Below are 24,574 nucleotides of genomic sequence, written 5' to 3'. Positions count from 1 at the left end.
GATAGAATCAATGTTCGACATCCTAAACAAGAAAACAATTTGATCTTAGCAGTTTTTGTTGTCAAACCATTTCTTCTTAATTCGTTTTCAAAAATGAATTTAGATTGATAAGCAGAAACTGAATAAGAATACATTTTCAAATCCTCCTTATAGATTGCTAGAAATAATGCTTGTTGTCGTTTTTTCTTCTATCGTATTAAACTAAGAATAGTATAGTTTAGTATATACCCGAATTTAAAGATGTATAAATAGTTATATATGTGATTGAAAATACTATTTACTTTTTCATCATCCAGTCCGATATATGAACTATACTCTCGTTACCAATTTATTTAGGAGGTTGAGCATGAGCGGGAAAAAACACTCCATTCGCACTCGATTATTGTTGATTATCGGACTAATCTTTACTTTATTTTTTATTATAAGTAGTGCATCACTTTACTTTAATACTAAACAGACTGCATTATCTACCTTAAAAGCTACAGCTGAAAAAGATGCGTTACGTATTGCAAATACAATCAATTTAGAGAAATATGAATCCTTTCTAAATGAACTAACGCCATCAGCAAAGTACGACCAATTGCGTGAACAATTAAATACCCTTCGCAAGGAAAATGGCTTAATGTATGCGTACACAGCACGAGTAGAAAATAATAAAGTTCATCTTTTAGTAGATGGATTACCTGCAAAGGACGCTGTAAAAATCGATTCCCCTGCGACTGGAGCAAAAGCAAAAGACATGAAAGATGTTTTAAAAGGACAAACTTTTGCGACTGATGTCATTCAAGATCCTGATTATGGCGAGTACATCAGTGTGTATGTACCTTTGAAAAGTTCTTCGGGTCAAGTCATTGGTATTTTAGGAACAGATATTGCTGCAAAAGAAGTCACTGAATTAACGACTTCTTTGTTAAAACAAAACCTTCCTCTCTTTATTGGCTTATTATTGTTGTTACTTTTTGGAACGCTTACCTTGTTATATATTGTTCTTGGACGAAAGTTAAGACCGCTCGAAACATTGCAATCAGTCGCAGACCTAATTGCTAAAGGACATCTTAAACAAGCAAAACAAACATTAACGGATTTGACTATTCCTTCAAAAGATGAAATTTATGCGTTAGCAATCTCCATTCGTGACATGAATGAGATGCTACGAGTAATGATTGCTGATATTAAACAAACATCAAATCTTGTCACGACGACCAGTCATTCAATCGATCACAGCACGACAGAAGTATTAGATGGTTCTACACAAATTGCGCGTACAATGGGAGAGATCGCAATCGGTACAGAGAACCAGACCCATGTCACACTGTCTTTAAATGAAGAAATGCAAAGTTTTTCTTCGCTGATTCAAACTGCCTCCGAATCTGGTCGGACCATTCAAGAGACAACCATAGATATGGCTTCGTTAACAAAAATTGGACGTGACCAAATGCAACAGTCAGTAGAAAGAATGAATCACATTCATCAACAAGTCGTTCAATCTGCCGATCAGGTCGAGCAGTTGAAACAACAATCTTCTGATATTCAAGCTTTAGTCGGGATCATTCGTGGTATTTCGGAACAAACCAATCTTCTTGCGCTTAACGCAGCTATTGAAGCCGCTCGAGCTGGTGAACAAGGTAAAGGATTTGCTGTAGTCGCTACAGAGGTGAAAAATCTGTCGAGTCATGTTGCTAGTAGTGTAAGTGAAATCGCCTCAATCGTTACCTCAATCGAGACGAGTGCCGCTCAAATGCAACAGAGTTTCTCTACTACAGTGCAAGCAACGGAGAGTGGTAAGCAAATTGTTCTTGAAACGGATAAGACATTTGAGAATCTATCTACTCAGGTTACAGACGTCTCTACGTCAACCAGACATATGACTGAGAAAATGAATCATGTTTTAGCTTCTGAGCAAAAAATCCGAATGGCGCTTGAGGAGATAGCTGCAGTTGCAGAAGAACACACAGCAAGTAATGAAGAAGTGGCAGCTGCATCGGAGCAGATGATTGCTACCATCACTACATTGCACGATTTAGTAGAAAACTTGAATGAGCGAACGAATCATTTGGAATCAGAATCGAAAAAATTTGATATTTAAGTTTTTCTATACGGAAAGGTGACCTTTAAAATTTAAAGCACCTTTCCGTTTCTTTTAATTTATTTTTAAGATAAACTCTATGAACCATTAAAGTTTTTTTTAAAACACTCTTAAGTAATAAATAATAGAAGGGATTTATCGTAATATGACTGAACAGCTAAATTCTTTTTCTTCACTTTCTCCTGCTATTCAGAAAGAAAAAATGGTCCGTTTAATTCAAGGACTTCAGCAAATTCATACTACGCCAATAAAGGCAAGCCATTACATCACTCTTACGGAATTCCTTCCATACCCACCATATGAAGAAGTCCTTCAACTTTACGGAACGTGGAAGAATTTTTTAATTGAAAGTGGCGTGATAAAAGCATCTGCTAAGCCACAAAAAACATCAATTAGTCGTACCCCAAAAGAAAAGCCAATATTGATTCAGAACAAATTATCAATAGAAGAAAGCTTACACTTATGTTCTAAAAAAATCGGTCCTTCATTTACTGTACGTCAGTATACTGAATTGAGAAAAAAATACCCTTCTATGATGAGTGCTAGTAACATTACACATCATCACGGGAGCTGGAAACTAGCTTTAACTTACCATGGATATCTTTCAGGTGAGGCCCAATCGAAAAAAAATTGTCTGAAAGCCCTGGAGTCTGCCCAAATAGATTTTAATACGTGTAACCTCACCATAACGCAATATCGAAAATGGCTAAAAAATAATGTAGGACCATCTGTTCCAATGATCAAGCTAAGATTTGGGAATTGGAAAAATGCGCTATCATTTCTCACTGACTAATTTTTCGTCACTTTTGAACGATAGAATTGTCTAGAAGAAGGGTATACACGGTAATATGTCATATTTATTTGATCATCCGTTCGCTGATTCGTACCTTAAGTTTTTAGGCAGATGAATCGGTCACATGGGAGGAGGTATATCCTTTGGATAAGATTACTTTCGTCGTTCATTTGGTTTTACTATTTATTTTAAACGTGTGTTATTTAAATGAAGCATTGCACATCGGTTCTGTACTTATCTTGATTCTTTTATCTATCATCGAGGCTGTTATTCTTCAATTACTACTGAAACCACTCTTATCAAATCGGTCTATTTTTCGTGCTGCCTCACAAAACCAAAGAGAAAAAACTGAACTTTCTCAGTAAGATTAACTCAGCATTAGATAAAGCAACAGATAGAAACCTATGGAGAAACATATACTTTTTAAAAGTATATGTTTCTCCATTTCTTTTGCTTCCAACACGAGAATCTCTTAGATTGCTTTAGTTGTAGATGAATACTTAAAAGGTAGAGGAAAAATTACTAACTGCAATGATTTTTGGAACGACTCCTCTTTAATAATGTAATGTGGCTTTTTTTATTTACATTCATCTATCAAGTGACTAGTGTTGACAAAAGACTTTACACTCGCTTCACTATCTGAAAATTTTTACTTCAGAGGATAATCTAAACAATTGATAACATATACCGATATTACTGTCTGTATGAAAAAAACTCAGGAGGACTTGTATGCAAAACAAACGTACGCATTCTTTAAGAAACAGACTATCCCTTATTATCGGTATGATTCTTCTTTTATTTTTCTTGTTCAGTAACGTCGCCCTCTATTTCAACACCACACAAACGGCACTGTCTACTCTCAAAAAGACAGCTATTCAAGATCTCCAAAGGATCTCAAAACAAATTGATCCCACAACCTATGAGCGTTTTCTCGCTCAGCCTGAAGAAGGAACAGATTATGAGAAGCTTCGTTCTCAGTTAGATGATCTGCGTCTGCAAAATGGTCTTCTATATACTTATACCGCACTCGTAGAAGATGATCACGTAAAGCTCATGGTAGATGGTAGCTCTTCGGAGAGCGCCAGTGACATCGGAGAACCTTCAACCGGCGCTTCTTACAAAGACGTAAAAGACGTTCTTTCAGGTAAGACACACGCTACTGATATCATCGAAGACAAGACATACGGTAAATATATCAGTGTTTTTGTTCCGATTAAATCCACTGACGGCAGCGTTATTGGTATTTTAGGTGGGGATATTTCAGCAGATGAGGTCCATGAACTCACGATGGCTCTCGCTAAACAAAACTTCCCGCTCTTCTTTTTAGGCCTCATCCTCTTCCTTGGCATCACATTGATTTACTTACGGTGGATTCTTATGCGCAAGCTTGATCCAATTCGTACGCTCCAAGAGGTCGCTCAATTCATTGCAGCAGGTGATTTAAAAAATGCGGATCTTCGATTACGAGATTTGAAGGTGAGCGCAAACGATGAGATCCACTCCCTTGCAGTATCGATGCAAGACATGAACGACATGTTGAGTAAGATGATTGGCGAAATCAAAAAAACTTCTACAGTGATCACTCAAACTAGTAAAACCATCGATTCCAGTTCACAGGAAGTACTCGACGGATCGTCGCAAATCGCGCATACGATGACAGAGATTGCTGTAGGAACTGAGAGCCAGACTCACGTGACTCATTCTCTCAACGAAGAGATGAATGCGTTCGCAGGTTTGATTCAGAGTACGGATGAAGTCAGCACGAATATTAATAACGCTACGATCGAGATGAATGAATTGACACAAGAGGGTCGCGCTCACATGCATCAGTCTGTCGAGCGAATGAACGTCATCCATTCTCACGTCCAACGTTCAACGAATCAAGTGCAAGAGCTCAATCGACAATCAGAAGAAATCCAAGGTCTCATTTCTATCATTCGTGATATCTCTGAACAAACCAATCTCCTGGCACTGAATGCTGCGATCGAAGCAGCTCGTGCCGGCGAGCAAGGGAAAGGATTTGCCGTCGTCGCTTCTGAAGTGAAGAATCTCTCCATGCACGTTGCAGAAAACGTCAGTCAAATCTCCTCTATTGTAAACAATGTCCTCATCAGTACTCGATCGATGGAAAAAAGTTTTACTGAGACAGTCAGTGAGACAGAGGCCGGTAAGCAATCCATCCTTGATACGGATCAATCTTTTAGTCGATTGACAGAACACGTCGATGTCGTGTCCCAGTCTTCACAACATATGGCGCGTCAAATGCAGAACGTCCTTCAATCAGAAAATCGCATTCGTCACGCGTTAAGCGAGATTGCATCCGTCGCCGAGGAACATACTGCAGGAAACGAAGAAGTCGCTGCAGCATCAGAACAGATGATTGGTACGGTCACCGCTTTGCATGACTTAGTTGTCACTTTAAACGAAACGACAGATGTTTTAGAAAAAGGGACAAATCGCTTTAAGATTTAAGGGTAATATCTTTCACCAAAAAACATCCCCTTTGTAGAATTGCTCTACAAAGGGGATGTTTTGTTTTGACTTCATGGCCGTTTAACTCGACACCGCGTATACGACATTCACTATATTTCATATGAGTAAAAAGCTAGTATTGATTCTACTTAAATCGGCTTATCAAAATATGGCTTCTTATCAATACCCCACGTAAAGATCTGTGCCCGTGTATGACGATTCGGATCGTACAAAGGGTCACCCTCAATTTCCGTGTAGGTCCGTGCATGATAGACAATAACGTCGCGTCCCTGCTCATCTATCGTAAAGCTATTATGTCCTGGTCCATATTGGCTAGCCGCATCGTTCGTCGCGAAGACTGGCCGCAATGACTTTTCCCAAACATCCGGATTCAGTGGATCATCGTCTTCTGAAGCACTCAACATACCCATGCAATAATTCTCATCCGTTGCACTAGCAGAATACGTAATGAAGATTTGTCCGTGACGCTTCAGGACTGCAGGTCCTTCGTTCACCAGAAAGCCTTTTGTCTCCCAATCAAGCTCTGGCTTTGTCAACATGACTTGCGGTTTTTGAATGGTCCAAGGATTCTTTAAAGAAGCGATATATAGGTTCGAGTTCCCTTCGATGAAAGGATCTTTTTGTGCCCATACTAAGTAATGAACATCTTGATGTTCGAACACGGTCGCATCAAGGGCAAATGAATCCCACTGTGTTTCAATTTGTCCTCGTTCTATCCATTCGCCTTCTAGCGGGTTGTCCGAACCATTCTCTAACACAAACATGCGATGATCAAAGAGTCCGTTTACAATTTCACGTGACTTCGCAGCTGCAAAATAAAGATACCATTTCCCATGAATATGATGTAATTCGGGTGCCCAAATCAGATCACTCATCGGACCAGTATCAGGTTTGACCCAAGCTGTCACCGCTTCTACATCCTTTAGTTCATGAAGAGATCTAGCACGACGCAATTCGATTCGATCGTATTCGGGAACGGATGCTGTGAAATAATAATAACCATCAGAATGAAGATACACCCATGGATCTGCCCGTTGCTCTAAAACAAGATTCCGATCCTCTGTCTGGTTCATCGTGTGACCTCCTTGTTGACCATCCTGTTTTTAAAAATAGGCATATCTCCCTGCCAAGAAAATGGTCGTATATACGTATGGCGATTCGGATCCCATAATGGATCATCTTCGATTTCTTTATAGTTCCGCGCATGATAGACAATTATATCGGTCCCATCTGCGAGTGTCGTGAAACTGTTATGACCTGGTCCGTATTCACGAATTGACTCATTTGTCGTAAGAATGGGTTGCGGGTATTTTTTCCAATGAGTGGCATCTAACATATCTTCTTTTTCATCGATACGAAGTAGACCTACACAATAGTTATGATTTGTTGCACTTGCCGAGAACGTCACATATATATGTCCATCCCGCTTCATAACAGCAGGTCCTTCGTTCACCAGAAAGCCAACTTTTTCCCATGTATATTCAGGTGTCGCAATCATGGTCTGGGACCCTGTCAATGTCCAAGGATTCTCCATTTCAGAAATATAGAGATTGGAATTCCCTTCAATTTCAGGATCTTTCTGAGCCCAAATGTAATATAACCGGTTCTCATGCTCGAAAGTTGTTGCATCGAGGGCGAACGATTCTTTCCAAGTCTTGATTTGTCCTTTTTCCACCCATTCGCCTTCCAACGGATTGGCTGAACCATTCTCGAGAACGTACATGCGATGATCAAAAATAGCATCTTCACGTGCCGCCGCGAAATAGAGGTACCATTTTCCTTGAATATAATGCAATTCTGGCGCCCAAATGTTGGCACTCATGATTCCAGTCGAGCGCTTCTGCCACACGACTTTCTCTTCTGCTCCAGTCAATTCCCCGAGCGTCTGAGCGCGACGTAGCGGAATCCCGCTAAAATCAGGTAAGGACGCCGTAAAATAATAATAGCCATCTGTATGACGCATGATCCATGGATCCGCGCGTTGTTCTACGATTGGATTTACGATTGTCTCTGTCATAATGAACGCTCCTCTGTTTCAAAGTGGGTCGTTTGTAAGATCAACTGTTTTAACAGGGTGTGTCTTTCGCGAAGCCGATACGCTTCTCTCTTGCTACTCGCTAGGAGAAGGGGTGAAATACCGATTTCCTCTGGTCGAATCGGGGCTTGTAACGAATTAAAAATGGACTCCATCTTCTGTCTTGTCGGGAGCTGATTCGCCCACTCCTCTAGATTCATCGGTACATTAGACTTCTCTTGAATTATCGTTCTATAAGTATCAATGAGTTCCATCGTCGCAATTGCAACTTTGGTGCCATGCAAGACCGCCGGACGTTCGTGTGTCAAGAAGTCCATCTCCCAGTAATGAGAGAGGTGGTGTTCGCCACCAGATGCAGGATGTGAATGTCCAAAAATCAACATCGCAATTCCGGATAAGATCAATGAATCCATCAGCTGATCTAAACCTTCCACTTTTTCTGCATAGATATCTGGTAGAGCTTTTACACAATCGAATAAAGCTTGTTCTGTCAATCGAGCAACAACAGGACAAAAGGGTTCTTGTCCATCAAAGGCGCCAAAACGCCAATCCAGTAAGGAGGTGTACTTCCCAAGCATGTCGCCGACACCTGCCGCCACTAACGCCCGAGGTGCATCACGGATGATATCACTTGGGATGAATACTGCAATTGGTGAGACGAGCTGATAGGTGATTTTCTTCCCTCTTATGATTAAGGGCGCTCCTTTTGAAGTAAATCCGTCCACTGAAGGAGCGGTCGGCACAGATAAAAATGGGATTTTTGCTTTCGCAGCACAAAACCGCGTCACATCATGAATGGTACCTGCTCCAAGTGCAATCAATGCATCCACACTATCGTCCAGCTCGAGCATTACTTGTACAACTGCTAGTTCATCAGCTGCGACGTCCCCTTGTTTGTTCGGTGAGAGCGTGACTAAGGTTACATCAATTCCTACCGTCATCAATGCTTTCTGCAACGGGGAATAACCGACCGTCTGCGTAGTGACGTCAGCGATGACGAGAAGATGCCGCCACTCTTTCTTCTGCACAAACTTAACTAGCGATTGCCACACCTTTTCCGAGGCATTGATTTGCTCAATCGAGATCGGATGGTGTGGATTTCCACAAGAACATGTGGCAACCTGCTTTTGTATCTGTTCGAGGTTCATCGACTGACTCCTTTCCCGACACGATATTCCGTTTCCCAGTAATAAGTCTGCCCCGCCGATAATTGGATAGAAGGAAAATTACTGTGATGAACGGCGTTAGGAAGATGTTGAGGCTCCAGACAAACACCGTAATATTTTCGAGAGCGTCCCTCGCGTAACATCGTTTCTTCATTCATCTGGTTTCCTGAATAGAGCACGAGAGCAGGTGCAGTCGTAGACAACATCAAGATGCGTTTACTTTTAGGATCGTACAGCGTCGCTTTTCGTTGGTCATCGAATAAAAAAGGATGATCATAACCATTGACGAGTTGATTTTGTGGATGGCTTGAAGCTGGACCATCTCCCAGCATTCGTCCTGATCGGAAGTCGAAAGGGGTCTGATCGACATCCAGTAAGCGACCTGTAGGGATCAAATCATTTCGAAGCTCAGCAAATTGATTAGCCGGTAACGTCAATTCATGCTGTAAGATATCTCGGTTTCCGCTACTTAGATTGAAATACGTATGATTTGTCATATCAACCACTGTATCTGTGTCACTGGTTGCCTGATACGTAATCTTGACACCGTCTTTTAACAATACAAACGAAGCTCTGACATCGAGTGCACCCATATAGCCATTCTCACCATCAGGACTTACATACCGAAGAATGAGATGCGTATTGGATACGTCTTCCACTTTCCAGAATCGACAGTGGAGACCGTCTCCTCCGTGAAGATGATGCTTCCCTTCGTTTTGAGGCAGATGGTACGTTACACTGTCCATATCGAATGTTCCGTCCTCGATTCGCCCAGCCACACGACCGATCGTCGCGCCCAAGTAATATGTGTCTGTCTTGTATTCTTCAACTGTATCGTAAGACAAGATGAGGTTTTTCCATCCCTCATCTTGAATCGAAAACTCTTGCAGAGTTGCTCCATATGTCAATATACGTAAACGACACATATCGTTCTCGAGCGTAAATGCCGTCTGATCTATTACTTCTTGTTGTCCCATCTCAAGTCGCTCCTTTTTCACCAAACCTTCACCGGACAATGTTTTGTTGCAAGGCGTGCCCGATAAGAGACATAGCATCCGCATTTCAAACAGGTATCGTCCTGGTAAAACGAACAGACTGCACATTGACGAAGACGTTCCTGATATTCAGCGTCCGTGACTTGTGCCATGACTTCCGCGTCGATGGTCAATAACCAATCAGTGTCTACTTCTGTTGGAGGACAAGTACGACACCGTCTTGTCTCAACGACTTTCATCTCAGCGAACCGCCAGTGTGATGACGCTCATCGCTGGAACATCCATGATGAGCTTCCCGTCTTCCGTCACCTTGACCTCATGCTCACGTGGCGCAACCACGTCTGGTTGTTCAAACGTATTATGGGCATTGAGATGATCTGCTGTTAAAATGCGCGCTGATACGTCCGAAATCGTACCCATTCCTCGCAGATCAATTTCGACCTTATCGCTGTTTTGATGATCGAGCTGGCAGAGGCTAATATGCAATACACCATCAGCATCACGAGAAGCTGTCGCGTTTACAGAAGGAATCGATTCTTCTTTGGCTACATAGTCACGCGTGATGGCTGCTAGCTCGACACGTTCAGCATCTTGATGGACACGATACATCTCAAAGACATGGTATGTCGGTGTGAGAATGAACTGGTCTCCCTCCGTTAAAATCATCGCTTGAAGTACATTGACCATTTGCGCGATATTCGCCATGTGAACACGGTCATTGTGCTTATGGAAGATATTGAAGTGAATTGCTGCGACGAGTGCATCCCGAATAGAGTTTTGTTGATACAAGAAGCCTGGATTTGTTCCTGGTTCAACGTCAAACCATGTTCCCCATTCATCGATGATGAGACCGACCCGCTTCTCTGGATCATATTGATCCATGATTAGTCCATGCTTTGTGATCAGTTCATCCATGTAATAAGCACGTTTCAAGGTGAGGAACCATTCATCTTCCGTAAAGTCTAGCGCTGATCCCTTACCTAACCAAAAATCGCCTGGGATCGTGTAATAGTGAAGGCTGAGACCATCCATCATCGTACCCGCTTCACGCATAAGAACTTCAGTCCATTTATAATCATCAATGTTTGCACCACCAGCAATCTTGTAGAGTTGATTGCCATCGTAGTTACGCACATAGGTCTGATAGCGTCGATATAGGTCGGCATAATATTCCGGACGCATATTTCCACCGCAACCCCAGTTCTCGTTACCAACACCGAAATACGTAAGCGACCATGGCTCTATACGGCCATTCTCCTGACGCCAGTTCGCCATCGGTGACTCACCATTGAACGTCATGTACTCCACCCATTCAGACATCTCTTGGACGGTTCCACTTCCCACGTTTCCACAAATATAAGGCTCACACTCTAGTAGTTCACAAAGACGCATAAATTCATGGGTTCCGAAATGATTGTTTTCAACGACGCCACCCCAATGTGTATTGACCATCCGTTTTCGGTTTTCATTCGGTCCGATACCATCTTTCCAGTGGTATTCGTCTGCAAAGCACCCACCCGGCCAGCGTAAGACCGGAATGTTCAATTTCTTCAATGCTGTTAGTACATCGTTCCGAATGCCATCTGTATTCGGTATGGTCGACTCCGGACCGACCCAAAGACCTTCATAAATACAACGCCCGAGGTGTTCCGCAAAGTGTCCATAGATATGTTTACTGATTTTACCTTTTGGTAAATCCACGTTGACGATCAATTGTGTTGCCGCTTCTTTTGTATTTAACGTTGATGTGACGAGTTGGTTATTCATAGTATCTCCTCCAAGAAAAGGGACCTAGCAAGGTCCCAATAAATTATGGTCGATAGTACAGTTCATTCCAACGTAACTCATTATTAAATCGAACCGTCTCCGTTTCTTTATCGATAACAGCAATTTCAATGTTCAGAAGTTCTGCGAAGTCGCGCAATTGTTCAGTTGTTACTTCGTACGAGTAACAAGTATGGTGCGCTCCCCCGGCTTGGATCCAGTTTTCGACAGCTTGAGCCATCGATGGTTCTGTTTTCCATAGAACACGTGCCACCGGAAGATTCGGCATTGCTTCCTCAGGTTGGATGCCCTCAACTGTGTTTACCAAGAGACGGAAGCGATGTCCTAAATCAATCAGACTAGCGTTCAATGCCTTGCCATTCTGTCCTTCGAATACCATCCGCGCTGGCGCTTCACGATCTCCGATTCCGAGAGGATGAACTTCGATTCTAGGCTTATCGACCGCAATCGTCGGACAAATCTCGAGCATATGCGCTCCGAGTACCATCTCGTTGCCTGGTTCAAAATGATAAGTATAGTCTTCCATGAAAGATGTCCGTTCGTTGCTCGCCATGATTTTCATAAGTCGAACAAGTGCTGCGGTTTTCCAGTCTCCTTCTCCAGCAAACCCGTACCCTTGCTCCATCAATCGTTGGACGGCTAGTCCAGGTAGTTGATTGATGCCATGTAGGTCTTCGAAGGTTGTCGTGAAGGCCGTGTATCCACCTGCTTCAAGAAAAGCTTTCATGCCGAGTTCGATGCGCCCTTGATAGCGGACCGATTCCTGGAATGCTTCTTCTTCCATTCCAGTATTCGTCATTTCATACCGCGTGCGATATTCTTCCATCAAGTCATCTAAATCCAACTCCGATACCGCATTCATATAGGTGACGAGATCACCGACACCATACCCATCGACCGTCCAGCCCAGTTGAATCTGGGCTTCGACTTTATCACCTTCCGTCACCGCTACATTCCGCATGTTGTCACCAAAACGCGCGACCTTTAAGTTCTTACTTTCCGCTAACGCATGTGCCACATTCATCCAAGATGACATCTTTTGGCGTGTGAGTTCATCTTCCCAATGTCCGACGAGTACTTTTCGCTTCACGTTCATCCGACTTGTGATAAAACCATGTTCACGATCACCGTGCGCCGACTGATTGAGGTTCATGAAATCCATATCGATCGCATCCCACGGGATGTCACGATTGAACTGTGTTCCAAAATGAAGCAAAGGTTTTTGTAACACACGCATCCCACTGATCCACATTTTCGATGGTGAGAAGGTATGCATCCATGTGATCACACCGGCACAGGCATCATCAGCATTCGCCCGCAACATCATCTGCCGAATTTCTTCTGCATTTTTGACGACTCCCTTGTAAACAATTCGATCTCGGAAGACATCCGCTGCATCTAATCCTGAGACGATCTCTTTCGAATGTGTTTCGACTTGACGAAGTACCTCCTCACCGTAGAGCATCTGGCTTCCTGTCACGAACCAAAATTCGTGTGTGTTTGCTGTCAACATTTAAAATCCCCCTCATCTAGCTATGTGCACCTATCATTTCTGACCGTAGTAGGCGTTTTCTCCATGTTTGCGCAAGTAGTGTTTATCTAAGATGCTTTGTTTGATGGGTGCTAATCCTGGATTCAGATTCAAGGCATGAATACCCATCTTGGCTACTTCCTCAAGTACGACTGCATTGTGTACGGCTTCATCCGCATCCTTGCCCCAACAAAAAGGTGCATGATTTGCGACCAGTACACCGGGTACGGCAACAGGTTCTAAATGCAGTTCGTTCAGCGTCTCAATGATGACGTTTCCGGTTTCCAGCTCGTACGCCGTCTCGATCTCTTCATCAGATAATTCACGTGTACACGGAATTTCTCCGTAAAAGTAGTCGGCATGTGTCGTCCCAAAGGCAGGAATCGCTCGCTTTGCTTGCGCCCAGCTCGTCGCCCAAGGGGAATGCGTATGGACAATGCCTCCTATCTCAGGCAGAGCCCGATACAAAGCCAAATGTGTTGGCGTATCAGAAGATGGACGAAGATTGCCCTCGACGACGTTGCCTTCTAAATCGACTACGACCAAATCCTCTATCGCCAAAGCATCATACGGGACACCGCTCGGTTTGATGACGACCAACCCCGCATTTCGATCAATCCCACTAACATTCCCCCACGTAAAGGTGACCAAGTCATGCTTCGGTAATGCTAGGTTCGCTTCAAGTACTTCTTCTTTTAATTGACGACTCACCATACTGGTTCCCCTTTCTGACGTGACGCTTCCGCCTTAATTTTCTTTAATCGCTTCATCACATCATTTTCTCCACGACCGAAATAATCGTATAGCTTCGTGTATTCAGCAAACAGCGCCTCATACACTTCAACGTTTTCTGGAATCGGAAGATATGTTTTTTCTTTTACACGTCCCATCTTCGTCGCTGCTTCAGTGATGGTGGCATAACCACCTCGTTCTGCTCCTGCGGCTACGGCACCGAACATAGCAGATCCTAAAGCTGGAGTTTGAGAAGAGGCTGAAATCTTGATCTCCATGTTTAGGACGTCGGCATAAATCTGCATCATCAAGGCATTTTTCTCCGCAATTCCTCCTGCAGCGTATACTTCATGGACGGGAACACCACTTGTTCGAAATGCTTCGACAATCGTTCGCGTGCCATAAGCAGTCGCTTCGATCAATGCGCGGTAGATATCTTCTGGTTTCGTCAGTAATGTTGCACCTAGAAGTACGCCCGTCAGATTCGTATCTACCAGTGTAGAACGATTTCCGTTCCACCAATCAAGAGCGATCAATCCATGTTCGCCGACGCGTTGCATCGTTGCCTTATCGGTCAATAATTGGTGCGCACTAACTCCTTGAATGTTTGCTTCTTGCAAATAATCACTTGGTACACAGTTTTCAATGAACCATTCGAAATGATCTCCGACACAGGACTGACCAGCTTCATATCCCATTAACCCCGGTAGGACTCCGTCTTCGACGATACCGCACATACCGGGTACGACCTGTTCCTCTTCACCAAGCAGGATATGACAAGTAGACGTTCCCATTACCATCAACAACTTACCAGGTTCCGTGATCCCGACCGCAGGTACTGCAACATGAGCATCTACATTCCCTACGGCAACGGCAGTTCCCGGAAGGAGACCGATTCGTTCTGCAAAGGATATTGTTAATTCTCCTGCTTTGGCACCGATGGGTGCGATGTCATTGGAAAGCTTCTCTTCGACTACGTTCTCGAGTCGTGGATCTAACGCTTTGAAAAACTCTTTAGAAGGATAGCCTTCCTGTTTGTGCCAGATCGCTTTATAGCCAGCCGTGCAACTATTTCGTACCACTTTTCCAGTTAGCTGAGAAACGACCCAATCCGTCGCCTCTAAAATTTCGTGAGCAGCCTCGTAAATGGAGGGTGCCTCGTTTAGGATTTGCCAGACTTTCGGGATCATCCATTCAGATGAAATTTTCCCGCCGTAGCGCTTTAGGAATGGTTCTTCTCGTTCACTCGCAATACGGTTCAAAGCGTCTGCCTCATCTTGAGCTGCATGATGCTTCCACAACTTCACATAGCTATGCGGATTATGTTGATACTCTTCACGGAAGCACAACGGATTCAAATCGACATCGATCGGTAGAATCGTACAAGCTGTAAAGTCGATACCAAGCCCAATGACTTGTTCCTTCGTGATACCTGCCTCTTTGACAACTGCGGGGATCGTCAATTCCAGGACCTCTAAATAATCACGCGGATGTTGGAGTGCCCAGTCATGTTCAAGCCGTGTTTTTCCATCAGGCAAAAATTGATCTATTACTCCATGTGTATATGGTTTGACTGCAGTCGCCACTTCATGACCTGTTTCGACGTCAATCAAGACGGCTCTACCTGATTGCGTGCCATAATCAATTCCGATTGTATATTTCGACATTTCATCACCCTACTCCCAAAAAGAATACGCTTACATTTCAGAAGAAAAAATAAAGTGTGTGGGCACTCCCTCATTTTCATCCGGACAAATATTCAAAATTCGTGCAGAAAACTTAAATAAACAATAAATTTGTACGTATAACTTACACTATGATTGTATCAATTATTTAGGAATAAGCAATCATTTTTCAGAAAAATACGCATTTATTTACGTTTTTTTCTAATTATCAAACTGTTAATCTTCTTTAATATAGTTATTTGTCCGTACAAATAATTAATTTAACGTTTTTTTGTCCAAACTGCTGTTCCGTCCTCACTAAGACCTGTCATGATGATCGTGGATTTCCAATTTTCCCAATCCCACGCCGCACCGACCCGTAACTCATACCTCTCTTGCCCAATGCGTAGACTAAGAATGTCCCCCTTTAATTGCCACGAACCTTCCTCATCAAGAAGAGTGCCCTCTTTTTGCAACTTCAGCTTTCTTGATTGTTGCTGACCATCATCAAATCGTGGAAAAATAATGATTTCCCATTCTCCAACGATCTGGTCTTTTTGAACACTGATATTCTTTTCACCTGCGTATCGTTCAGGCGAAACCACTGGCCAACCCTCTTTTGTCCAATACACTTTTCGGACCTGCAATTGCGACCAATAGATATCTTCGCTTGGTCGAGCTTGATGGATAATAAAAGTATCTTCTCCATCCTGTAAAAATGCAGAATGACCGGTCCCCACGTAACCGTCGTCTCCCCCAAAACGGTAGGAGCCAACAATTTTTAAACCAGTATCAAATGATTCATCCGAAGTATCCCGTAAATCACGCCCGCGAGAATCAACATAGGGTCCATCGAGCGATTTTGATCGCCCAATTCTTACGTTATATGAATCTTCTAACCAACCATATGAAACCATCAAGTAGTAATAACCTGTTTTTGCGTTGTATAGAATTTCTGGACCTTCTATTCCCATCGTCATATCTTTTCGCTTAGCAAGTAACTTACCTTCTGATGACTTCTTCATCAATTTGCCCGTATTCGGATTGATTTCCGTCAAGAAGATACCACCAAAATAGGATCCATACGTCATCCACCATTTTCCTGTTTTGTCTTGGAGCACGTGAGGGTCAATCGCATTGACCGTTTTTCCATCCCCTTCTTTAGACGCGATGACGACTCCTTGATCGCGCCATGGTCCTTCAACATTTGAAGCGCTCGCCATACCAATGTATGAAGTACGACTCCCAACTTTTGAGACAGAATAGTAGAGGTAGAATGTGTCTTTGATTTTCGTAATGGAGGGCGCCCAAAATGTATTCCCTCCCGTCCAGTTGAACGCTTCTTGAGAGACTTCGTCAAATACTCGCCCTGTAAATTCCCAATTAATGAGATCTTTTGATTTCCGAACCTGAATGCCCGGTGTCGGAGGACCACCTACCATGTAATCCGTCGAGAACACATAATAGGTATCACCTTCCTTTATGATCGCTCCGTCATGCGTAAAGTTTGTCGTCCACTTCTTTTCTTGATTCAAAATATTTTGTCTGACATCTGCCATTTTCTTATCAAAAGGCGCTTTCGGTAAATTCAAATCCTGGAGAGACGCTCTCGTGGACCACCAAAAGAAAGAGCAGCCTGCGATGAATAAAACGATGATTCCTATTAATATTTTTTTCATACGAATTTTTCCTCCTTTAATTAAAAACACCCGCCTTTACTCAAGACGGGCGTTTCCATTTTCGTTATACCTCACCCTTTAACACCAGAAATAGCAATCGATTCGATGATTTGCTTCTGAAAAATCATGAAGACGATCAACATCGGTAATAATGCGACAACAGACGCAGCCATGATTAACGGATAATCACTTTGGATGGCATAGGATGCATTAAAATTGGCGATGACCAATTGTAAGGTTTGTTTCTCGGGAGAGTTGAGATAAAGAATCGGACCAAGATAATCGTTCCAGATAGCCATGAACCATAGAATTAATTGTGCGGCCACAGCGGGCTTGATCAACGGGAAGACGATTTTATAAAAGATTTGAAAATAGGAGCAACCGTCAATTTTTGCAGCTTCGATGATAGAATTCGGAATACTGTTCAAGAACTGACGTAAGAAGAAAATCATGAAAATATTTCCGAACAAACCAGGTACGATCAACGGAAGAAGTGTATCGACCCATCCGATTTCTGAGAACATCATAAACTGTGGAATCATCAGGACAGGGTACGGAATCATGACAGACGCAAACAAGAGAAGGAAGATTTTATTCTTCCCCCTAAAATTCAACTTAGCGAACGCAAATGCCGCGAGACTCGAGGTGAATGTTCCAACGATCGTGACAGATAGGGCGACGATCAGACTGTTTGATATACCAGACAAGAGCGGACCCATATTCCAAATCTCCAAATACTTATTGAACGATATGTCGGTAGGAATCCACACGGGCGGAAGTGAAAACACTTCATCTTTCGATTTCAGAGAGGTGGACACCATCCATAATAAGGGTGCGATCATGACGATTGCACCCATCGTCAGAAAGATAAAGACGAAGATATCCGTGATCCGATCTTTTTTCTTCACGGACATCGTCTCTACATTTTCTTTTTTACGGGTAAGAGCTAACTGCATGGTCATTCTCCTTTCTAAGGTATTAACGCCTCAATCCAAGTCAAATGATGATTTTTCGTTCATACGGAATTGGAACAAGGTAACGATGAAAATGAAAAGACCGAGAACGAGTGCCATTGCTGAAGCATAGCCTAGTTGGAAGTTTCCAAAGGATTTTTGCCAAATGTAGAAGACGGCAGAAGCAGATGAATACTCCGGTCCCCCTGTCGGTGTCATAACGTTGATTTCCGTAAAGATTTGCGCACCACCAATAATATTCGTCACGATGATGAAGAAAGTGACAGGTTTAACCATCGGGAGTGTAATATACCAAAAACAGTGCCAAGCATTCGCGCCATCTAACTTCGCTGCTTCATAATATGAACGCGGTACGCTCTGCAAGGCTGCCAAATACAAGAGCATCGTATAGCCAAGACCTTTCCAAATTGCCATGACGATCAACGCCGGTTTAACGGTATTAGCATTTTGGAGCCAGTTTGGACCATCGATACCGATTAAGTCTAAGAACTGATTCACCAAACCATAATCACCGTTATATGCCCACTGCCACAAAATCGAGACAGCGGCGATGGAAGAAATGACGGGAATGTAATAGATAACCCGGAACGTATTTGTACCAAAAATCCCTCGATTCAAAGCGAGGGCAAGTAATAACGCTAATACGATACCAATGGGAATCCCAATCATCATGAACAGCGTGTTGTACATGGCTTTATAGAAATACTCGTCTTGGAACACGTTAATGAAATTTTCAAGACCAATAAACTTCATTTGTCCAAGTCCGTTCCAGTTCGTGAATGCACCATAGAAGGAATACATTAACGGAATTAAAGCAAACAGAAAGAACCCAATTATCGGAGCCGCAACGAATAGGTAAGCATACCGTTGCTCCGTACGATATAACTTGGAAATCGGTTTTGTCTTCATTGTCTTCCATCCTTTCTACACTAGAGATTCAGGTGGCGACTTACGCCACCCGACTCATTACCTCTAGTTAGTTCGCCTGTTTCTCTTGAGCGATGGCATCATCTAGCAACTTTTGCATTTTTGGTTGCTCTTTTTTCACATAGTCTTCCACTGATGTTTTTCCATCGAGGACAGGCTGGATGTTTTTGAAGAACTCGTCATACCATTCAGCAGTGTATGTTTTTTCTGCTGGCATACCGCGTCCGTAATCATTGATCAAATCAAGGAACTCCTGTTTATTAGCAGGTTTAATGGATGTGTCTTCTACCCAATTTTTAGCGATTTTCATGCTGTTCGGTAATTGTACTTGTGCATCTACCAAAGCCTGTTGTCCTTCTTGATTGGCAGATAAGTACATGGCTAGTTCTGTCGCTTCTTTTTTATGTTGCGTCGTTGACCCTACACCGATTCCGAGTGATCCAACCCAACCAGCTGCTTTCCCTGTTGATCCTGCTGGCCATGGAAGAAGATCATATTCGAACTTTAATTGATCTTTGAAAGCTGCCATATCCCAAGGACCGACTGGGAAGAACGCCAGTTGCCCTTTCATCCACCGTTGATACGTATCGAGTGTTTGTGACTCTCCAATAGATGGAGTTACTTTATGTTTTAACTGCTGGTCCACAAAAAATTGGAGGGCTTCGATGAATTTTGGATCGTCAATCGTTACCTTCGTTCCCTCTTCATTGATCCAGTCTGCCCCATTACTCCAGACGAATGGTTGCAATGCCCAGTTCACGTTAAATCCAGTGCCATACTGATCCATTTTCCCATCACCGTTCGTATCCTTCGTTAACTTCTTAGCTACCTGAATAAACTCATCCCACGTGTATGGTTTGTCTTTATCCGGAAGTGATACCTTTGCTTTTTCGAACATCGTCTTATTATAGCCGAGCGCAAATGGTCCTAAATCTTTTGGAAGACCGTAAATAGCGCCTTTGCCAAGCACCTTTCCATCATACCGGTATTTATCAACACCTTTTTTCCAGATATCCTCTAACTGGATGTCCTTCGATCCTTCGACGTTCTTTGTGATATCTAGTAGTACACCCGAGTTCACGTAAGCTTTGACTTGAGCCGGATTGTAGAAAAAGACATCGGGTACTTTACGTCCTGCGATAGCAGATTTTAATTTTGTATCATATTGGTCCGGAGCTGTTTGTACCATTGTCACTTTTACGTCTTTATTGGCTTCTTCAAATCGTTTCACTGTTGCTTTGTACGCTTTTAGCTCTTCAGGATTCCCGCGAAACATGAATGTGAGTTCGACTTTTCCATCCGCACTTTTACCATCTCCTGAACAACCAGCTAATGCTATTGATGTCGCCATCAAGGCAGTCATTGTAAGCGCAAACATCTTCTTTGTTTTAAGGTTCATTGTGAATTCCTCCAGTGCTTTAATTTTCAGTGTCAAAGCGGAATTAAGATGTACGTACATATTTATTTAAGCAAATACGATATTTTTTATAGCGAAGCCCACACAACGCTATAACGAAAGACAATTAAAACAAGTTAAATGAACAATGAAAGCGTTTTCTGCACAATTTGAGTCTATTACACACATTCGGACATGTCAATTTGATTTTTTGTCATTTATTTCTTTTTTGTACGTACATTTAAATGATTTATCGATTGATTTTCTCTTAAATCCATAGCAAACCGGACAAATCTTTGCTAATATGTAAGTACTATCATATCTTGTACGGATAAGTTTGCTGATACAAGAGAGAAAGCAGGGACGCCTTATGGCACAACGGACAAAATATAGCATCGTGAAGAATCATATACTTGATTGGATTAAGGATGGCACAGTACGTCCTGGTGAAAAAATTCCTCCTGAAAGTGAACTTGTACAATCTTTCCAAGTTAGTCGGCACACGATTCGCCAAGCAGTTGGAGAGCTTGTGAATGAAGGCTATTTGTACCGCGAACAAGGTTCAGGAACTTACTGCTCCCACGTACTTCCTAAACCAGAAGCTGAGGTAATCGAGCGCTCTAATAACGGCAAGAATATCGGTGTGATTACAACCTATATGTCTGATTACATCTTTCCATCCATCATTCGAGGAATCGAATCTCATTTAGCTTCGAAAGGATATACTCTGACACTTTCGTGTACAGACAATGATGTAGAGAAAGAACGTCAATGCCTCGAAATGATGTTAGATCGTCAAGTTGATGGATTAATTGTTGAACCAACCAAAAGTAGTAACCATAATCCGAACATCAAATATTATCTAGAACTTGAGCAACAAAACATCCCCTACTTGATGATTAACCAGTATTACTCCCAATTGATGCCTCCTCATCTCATGATGGATGACGAAAGAGGTGGATTTTTAGCAGCAGAACATTTAATCAATCTTGGTCATGAACGTATCATGGGCTTATTTAAAACGGATGATTTACAGGGAGTTTATCGAATGCGTGGATTCCTCCGTGCGTTTCGTGAGTACAATATTCCTTTAGAGTCAGAATTGATCATCACTTATACCACGGAAGAGTTAGTTCCAAGTTTCTATGATTCGATTGGACGCCTCTTCGAGAGTGAAGAGCATCGCCCAAGTGCTGCGGTTTGCTACAATGATCAACTAGCCTTAAGTGTCTTGGATCAGTTAAGGAAGCTACGTCTATCTGTCCCGCAAGATATCTCTCTTGTAGGTTATGATGATTCCGTCCTTGCAGTGGCCACAGAAGTGAAGTTGACTTCGATCATCCATCCAAAACAAGAACTTGGACGTGCTGCAGCAGAACGGATCATCGCAGCAGTAGAGAAAAAAGAAGCCCCTCCATCTCACATTTATGAACCGGAATTAATTATTCGTAACTCAACAGCACCCTTTAATCGTCTCGAATCTAAGTCTGGTTAATTTTTGTGTAGAACTTCGGGGAGGTACTTATGAACTTAAGACATGAACAAAACAAACTATTCCAATTACTTGAATTTACCACGGGACTCGTACAGCTGAACTTTATTTTCTTTATCACCCTTTTACCAGTCATCACGATTTTCCCAGCTCTGTATGCACTAACTGCTGTCACACGACAATGGTCCGTTCATCAAGATTATAGTGTTTTTCGATCGTACATTCACTTTTTCAAAGAAGCGCTTCAATACCATTTAAAATTTGGTATGTTATGGACCTTCATCTTACTGTTTTTACTTTTTGATTTTTTAATCATTCGCCACATCGAAACCGGACAGACTTTCTTATTTACGGGTCTGTCAATCGTCAGCTTGTCATTTTTAGCTGTTTCCGTTTTCTTATTTCCAATCCTCTCGCATTATGAGTTGAAAAAAAAAGATGCCTTCAAGTTAGCTCTTTTTAGTTTAGTACGTTATGGATATGTTTTATTGATTTCTTTTCTTTTACTAACGACATTGATTGTATTAGCATATCAATCGCCACTTTATTTACTGTTCGGCTTCTCGTTCGTTATTTTCCTTATTACCAAGCTGTATTTACATCAGCTGGATCGCACAATGCTTAAATCTTAGTCATTATTGGATAATACCTTCCAAGCATAAATCAGTTTGATTTTTTCTAAAGATTTATCTCTTTTCCCTATATAATTTTTTGTAATTAAGCTTGTTTATGATTCTTTACAGATAAAGAAATGCGTATACATTTCGACATCGAAATGTATACGCATTTCTTATTTAGCCATCATTGAACCTTCTTATAGCGTCCCTCAAGTTTAATCAGAAAGAGAAGATATTCATAAACTTGACCCATCTTCATTCATCGACCGATATGGACGGAAGTAAAGACGAACTTATCATAACGGTGTCGCGAAAACGAATACTCTAACGGCTTCCCGTTCCCGAGAAAGACGACTTGCTCGACCTCGATAATTGGATCGGTCTCCTCGTTCCCAAGATAATCACGAACCCACTGGTTCGGCTTATCCGCACGAATCATCTTATGTGAGCTCGTGATCGTGTAACCGAGATCTTCCTGGATGTATTTGATAGATGGAACTATCAAGGACCTCCTTCGTCACTCCAGTGATCAACGAGGAGGGCATAAACGTATGCTCGATCACGTAAAGTTCGTCATCGACATAACGGACGCGCCGGATCTCATAGACAGGATCGCTCTTCTCGATCATCAAGTGACGGGCGACCTCCGTATACGGGAAGCGCACCTCGAACTGGAGGACCTCACTCCTGACGGTCCGCTCGCCGAGAAGCTTCGTCAGCCCTTGGGATTCTTTGTTCAACACGTTGATTCTTCTCTGTGAGAAGCTCGAAGGCAGGATGAAGCTCCCCTGTCCTCGTTGACGATAGATGATGCCTTCCGACACAAGGATTTCGAGTGCCCGCTTCATCGTCATCCGACTGACCGCGAACTCCTCCGCAAGTTGGATCTCTCCGGCATCGCTTCCTCGACATCATAACCTCCGTTAAGGATCCGTTTACGTAGTTCATCTGCGATTTTCTCATACTTTGGTTTCTTTTTAGTAGACATGATTACACCCCATGTATAGACATATTCGTATAATATAACAAAAAAAGGATGACCAGGGCTAAATATACCCTGTTCATCCTTCATCATCTCAAGAATCCATTCTCTTCGATCACTCGCTTAAACCATTGTCCACTCTTCTTGACCGTCCGGCTTTGAGATTCGTGCTTATCCAGATCCTGAGAAGCCTTACTTGAGAGGAAAGAGAATCACGGACTTCTTCAGAAAACGTCTCAAGATTCCGTATCGGTCTCCCAGCATTATCTTTCATACCAATCAATGAGTAGCTCAGGTTTTCTTCGATTGTAATGATTTGGCTCGACGTCATGGAGACGACATCCTCACATGCATTGAGTATCTTACATGAATTGATCGCTACGTCCTTCCAAATAAATTTAATCGGAAGATTTACCTCCATGAACCGGTTCAAAGAATCGACGAGGAGATGCGTCTTGCTCGACTCCTTGTTCTCGAGCAAGATTTGTTTCACGCGAGAGGATACATAGAAAAATGATTAGAACGTATACACATCACTATCAAAATGTATACGTTCTAATCATTTTTGAAGCACGTCCTTTTTTCTATGTGATACCTCGACCAACCATTCGAGATGCAGCGTCAATCAGATGGATGAAGGAAGTGGGACGTCTCTCATGATCCATTCCAATTCACCTTTGATTCGAATAGGAAGTACCTATCGTCAGCATAAGTTGATCTCCAGTATTGACTTTGAGCGTTCAATCGCTTTCAACTTCAATTCGGTCGTCGCTTGGACATGATAGATGTTAAATTCGGGAACCTGTACTAATCTCTTTATCTGTGCAGTCTTCATCTGTTTCGCTTTCACTTCTGACATCTTCTTGCGGAGATGGACGTAACGGTCACCGCTTTATCCAGATGTAGTTCACGAGCTCGTCCGTCTTCATCCGTTCGATCGAAGTCTTACAGTCAATAGGTCATGTCAAAGGATTGTTGCGTCTCGAGAATCAAGAAGCCCTTTTCGATAGCATGGATCGTTCCACTCGGGACGAAAATGAAATCTCCCTTCGCAACCGGTAGACACGTTAGTAATCGACCTGACTCTTCGTTGCTAGCATATTCAATAATTCTTCCTTTGATCTCACAGAATAATCAATGATAAGTTCTTCCTCCAGGAATATTTCCACCAATAATAACGGATTGTGGCAAGAGGCTAAGCTGTCATGAGCAAATACATGAATCCTT

At 42.5% G+C, this 24,574-nt stretch carries 18 protein-coding genes and 1 pseudogene; 5 read left to right on the top strand and 14 right to left on the bottom strand.

All coding sequences use genetic code 11. The features are described from left to right. Window positions 1-346: 346 nt before the first annotated feature. The 3 genes from KNQ12_RS14785 to KNQ12_RS14775 all read left to right on the top strand — a co-directional run bounded on the left by KNQ12_RS14785 (window position 347) and on the right by KNQ12_RS14775 (window position 5,351). On the top strand, window positions 347-2,086 hold the full coding sequence (locus KNQ12_RS14785) for a methyl-accepting chemotaxis protein (protein WP_214749109.1): 1,740 nt from the start codon (window positions 347-349) through the stop codon (window positions 2,084-2,086). Window positions 2,087-2,231: 145 nt separating this feature from the next. Beyond that, a complete protein-coding gene (locus KNQ12_RS14780) occupies window positions 2,232-2,879 on the top strand; it encodes a hypothetical protein (RefSeq protein ID WP_055970019.1) in 648 nt (215 codons plus the stop codon). Between the two features lie 729 nt (window positions 2,880-3,608). Continuing rightward, window positions 3,609-5,351: a methyl-accepting chemotaxis protein gene (locus KNQ12_RS14775; protein WP_214749112.1), complete on the top strand. Its 1,743-nt coding sequence runs from the start codon at window positions 3,609-3,611 to the stop codon at window positions 5,349-5,351. A 149-nt stretch (window positions 5,352-5,500) separates the two neighbouring features. Here the strand turns inward: KNQ12_RS14775 and KNQ12_RS14770 are convergent, their stop codons facing one another. The 13 genes from KNQ12_RS14770 to KNQ12_RS14715 all read right to left on the bottom strand — a co-directional run bounded on the left by KNQ12_RS14770 (window position 5,501) and on the right by KNQ12_RS14715 (window position 20,259). Continuing rightward, window positions 5,501-6,445, bottom strand: coding sequence for a glycoside hydrolase family 43 protein (locus KNQ12_RS14770; protein ID WP_053451849.1), 945 nt, complete (start codon window positions 6,443-6,445; stop codon window positions 5,501-5,503). Further along, window positions 6,442-7,389, bottom strand: a complete 948-nt coding sequence (locus KNQ12_RS14765) for a glycoside hydrolase family 43 protein (protein WP_214749115.1) — start codon at window positions 7,387-7,389, stop codon at window positions 6,442-6,444. The genes KNQ12_RS14770 and KNQ12_RS14765 overlap by 4 nt, the downstream gene beginning before the upstream one ends. Further along, window positions 7,386-8,555: a sn-glycerol-1-phosphate dehydrogenase gene (locus KNQ12_RS14760; protein WP_251055858.1), complete on the bottom strand. Its 1,170-nt coding sequence runs from the start codon at window positions 8,553-8,555 to the stop codon at window positions 7,386-7,388. The genes KNQ12_RS14765 and KNQ12_RS14760 overlap by 4 nt, the downstream gene beginning before the upstream one ends. Next, on the bottom strand, window positions 8,552-9,550 hold the full coding sequence (locus KNQ12_RS14755; RefSeq protein WP_214749122.1) for an aldose epimerase family protein: 999 nt from the start codon (window positions 9,548-9,550) through the stop codon (window positions 8,552-8,554). The genes KNQ12_RS14760 and KNQ12_RS14755 overlap by 4 nt, the downstream gene beginning before the upstream one ends. A 17-nt stretch (window positions 9,551-9,567) precedes the next feature. Continuing rightward, window positions 9,568-9,720, bottom strand: a complete 153-nt coding sequence (locus tag KNQ12_RS17295) for a DUF6171 family protein (RefSeq protein ID WP_483298096.1) — start codon at window positions 9,718-9,720, stop codon at window positions 9,568-9,570. An 88-nt stretch (window positions 9,721-9,808) separates the two neighbouring features. After that, complete coding sequence (locus KNQ12_RS14750; protein WP_214749125.1) at window positions 9,809-11,335, bottom strand: alpha-N-arabinofuranosidase; 1,527 nt, start codon at window positions 11,333-11,335, stop codon at window positions 9,809-9,811. A 43-nt stretch (window positions 11,336-11,378) separates the two neighbouring features. Further along, the gene (araA, locus tag KNQ12_RS14745; protein WP_214749128.1) at window positions 11,379-12,866 is read right to left on the bottom strand and encodes an L-arabinose isomerase; all 1,488 of its coding nucleotides are present in this window, start codon (window positions 12,864-12,866) and stop codon (window positions 11,379-11,381) included. Window positions 12,867-12,899: 33 nt separating this feature from the next. Beyond that, window positions 12,900-13,598: an L-ribulose-5-phosphate 4-epimerase gene (araD, locus tag KNQ12_RS14740; RefSeq protein WP_053451843.1), complete on the bottom strand. Its 699-nt coding sequence runs from the start codon at window positions 13,596-13,598 to the stop codon at window positions 12,900-12,902. Further along, window positions 13,592-15,283, bottom strand: a complete 1,692-nt coding sequence (gene araB, locus KNQ12_RS14735) for a ribulokinase (protein ID WP_053451842.1) — start codon at window positions 15,281-15,283, stop codon at window positions 13,592-13,594. Before araB ends, araD begins: the two co-directional genes overlap by 7 nt. 278 nt (window positions 15,284-15,561) lie before the next feature. Then, window positions 15,562-16,959 (bottom strand): arabinan endo-1,5-alpha-L-arabinosidase, encoded by a 1,398-nt coding sequence (locus tag KNQ12_RS14730; protein ID WP_214749132.1) that lies wholly within the window; start codon window positions 16,957-16,959, stop codon window positions 15,562-15,564. A gap of 71 nt (window positions 16,960-17,030) precedes the next feature. Beyond that, the gene (locus tag KNQ12_RS14725) at window positions 17,031-17,873 is read right to left on the bottom strand and encodes a carbohydrate ABC transporter permease (protein ID WP_214749540.1); all 843 of its coding nucleotides are present in this window, start codon (window positions 17,871-17,873) and stop codon (window positions 17,031-17,033) included. Window positions 17,874-17,945: 72 nt separating this feature from the next. Further along, the gene (locus tag KNQ12_RS14720) at window positions 17,946-18,842 is read right to left on the bottom strand and encodes a carbohydrate ABC transporter permease (protein ID WP_053451839.1); all 897 of its coding nucleotides are present in this window, start codon (window positions 18,840-18,842) and stop codon (window positions 17,946-17,948) included. Between the two features lie 67 nt (window positions 18,843-18,909). Continuing rightward, the gene (locus tag KNQ12_RS14715; protein ID WP_214749135.1) at window positions 18,910-20,259 is read right to left on the bottom strand and encodes an ABC transporter substrate-binding protein; all 1,350 of its coding nucleotides are present in this window, start codon (window positions 20,257-20,259) and stop codon (window positions 18,910-18,912) included. A 367-nt stretch (window positions 20,260-20,626) separates the two neighbouring features. On the opposite strand from KNQ12_RS14715, the gene KNQ12_RS14710 reads away from it, so the two are divergent. Then, complete coding sequence (locus tag KNQ12_RS14710) at window positions 20,627-21,751, top strand: GntR family transcriptional regulator (RefSeq protein ID WP_214749138.1); 1,125 nt, start codon at window positions 20,627-20,629, stop codon at window positions 21,749-21,751. 29 nt (window positions 21,752-21,780) lie between these two features. Next, window positions 21,781-22,380: a DUF624 domain-containing protein gene (locus tag KNQ12_RS14705; RefSeq protein ID WP_214749141.1), complete on the top strand. Its 600-nt coding sequence runs from the start codon at window positions 21,781-21,783 to the stop codon at window positions 22,378-22,380. Between the two features lie 244 nt (window positions 22,381-22,624). Here KNQ12_RS14705 and KNQ12_RS14700 read toward each other — a convergent pair. Further along, window positions 22,625-23,353 (bottom strand): annotated as a pseudogene (locus tag KNQ12_RS14700) (GntR family transcriptional regulator). Between the last annotated feature and the right edge of the window lie 1,221 nt (window positions 23,354-24,574).

The sequence above is a fragment of the Exiguobacterium sp. s11 genome (genome assembly GCF_018619015.1).
Classification (GTDB): domain Bacteria; phylum Bacillota; class Bacilli; order Exiguobacteriales; family Exiguobacteriaceae; genus Exiguobacterium_A; species Exiguobacterium_A indicum.
Note: the sequence above shows the minus strand (reverse complement) of the source record. Positions and strands in the feature narration are given on the sequence as shown.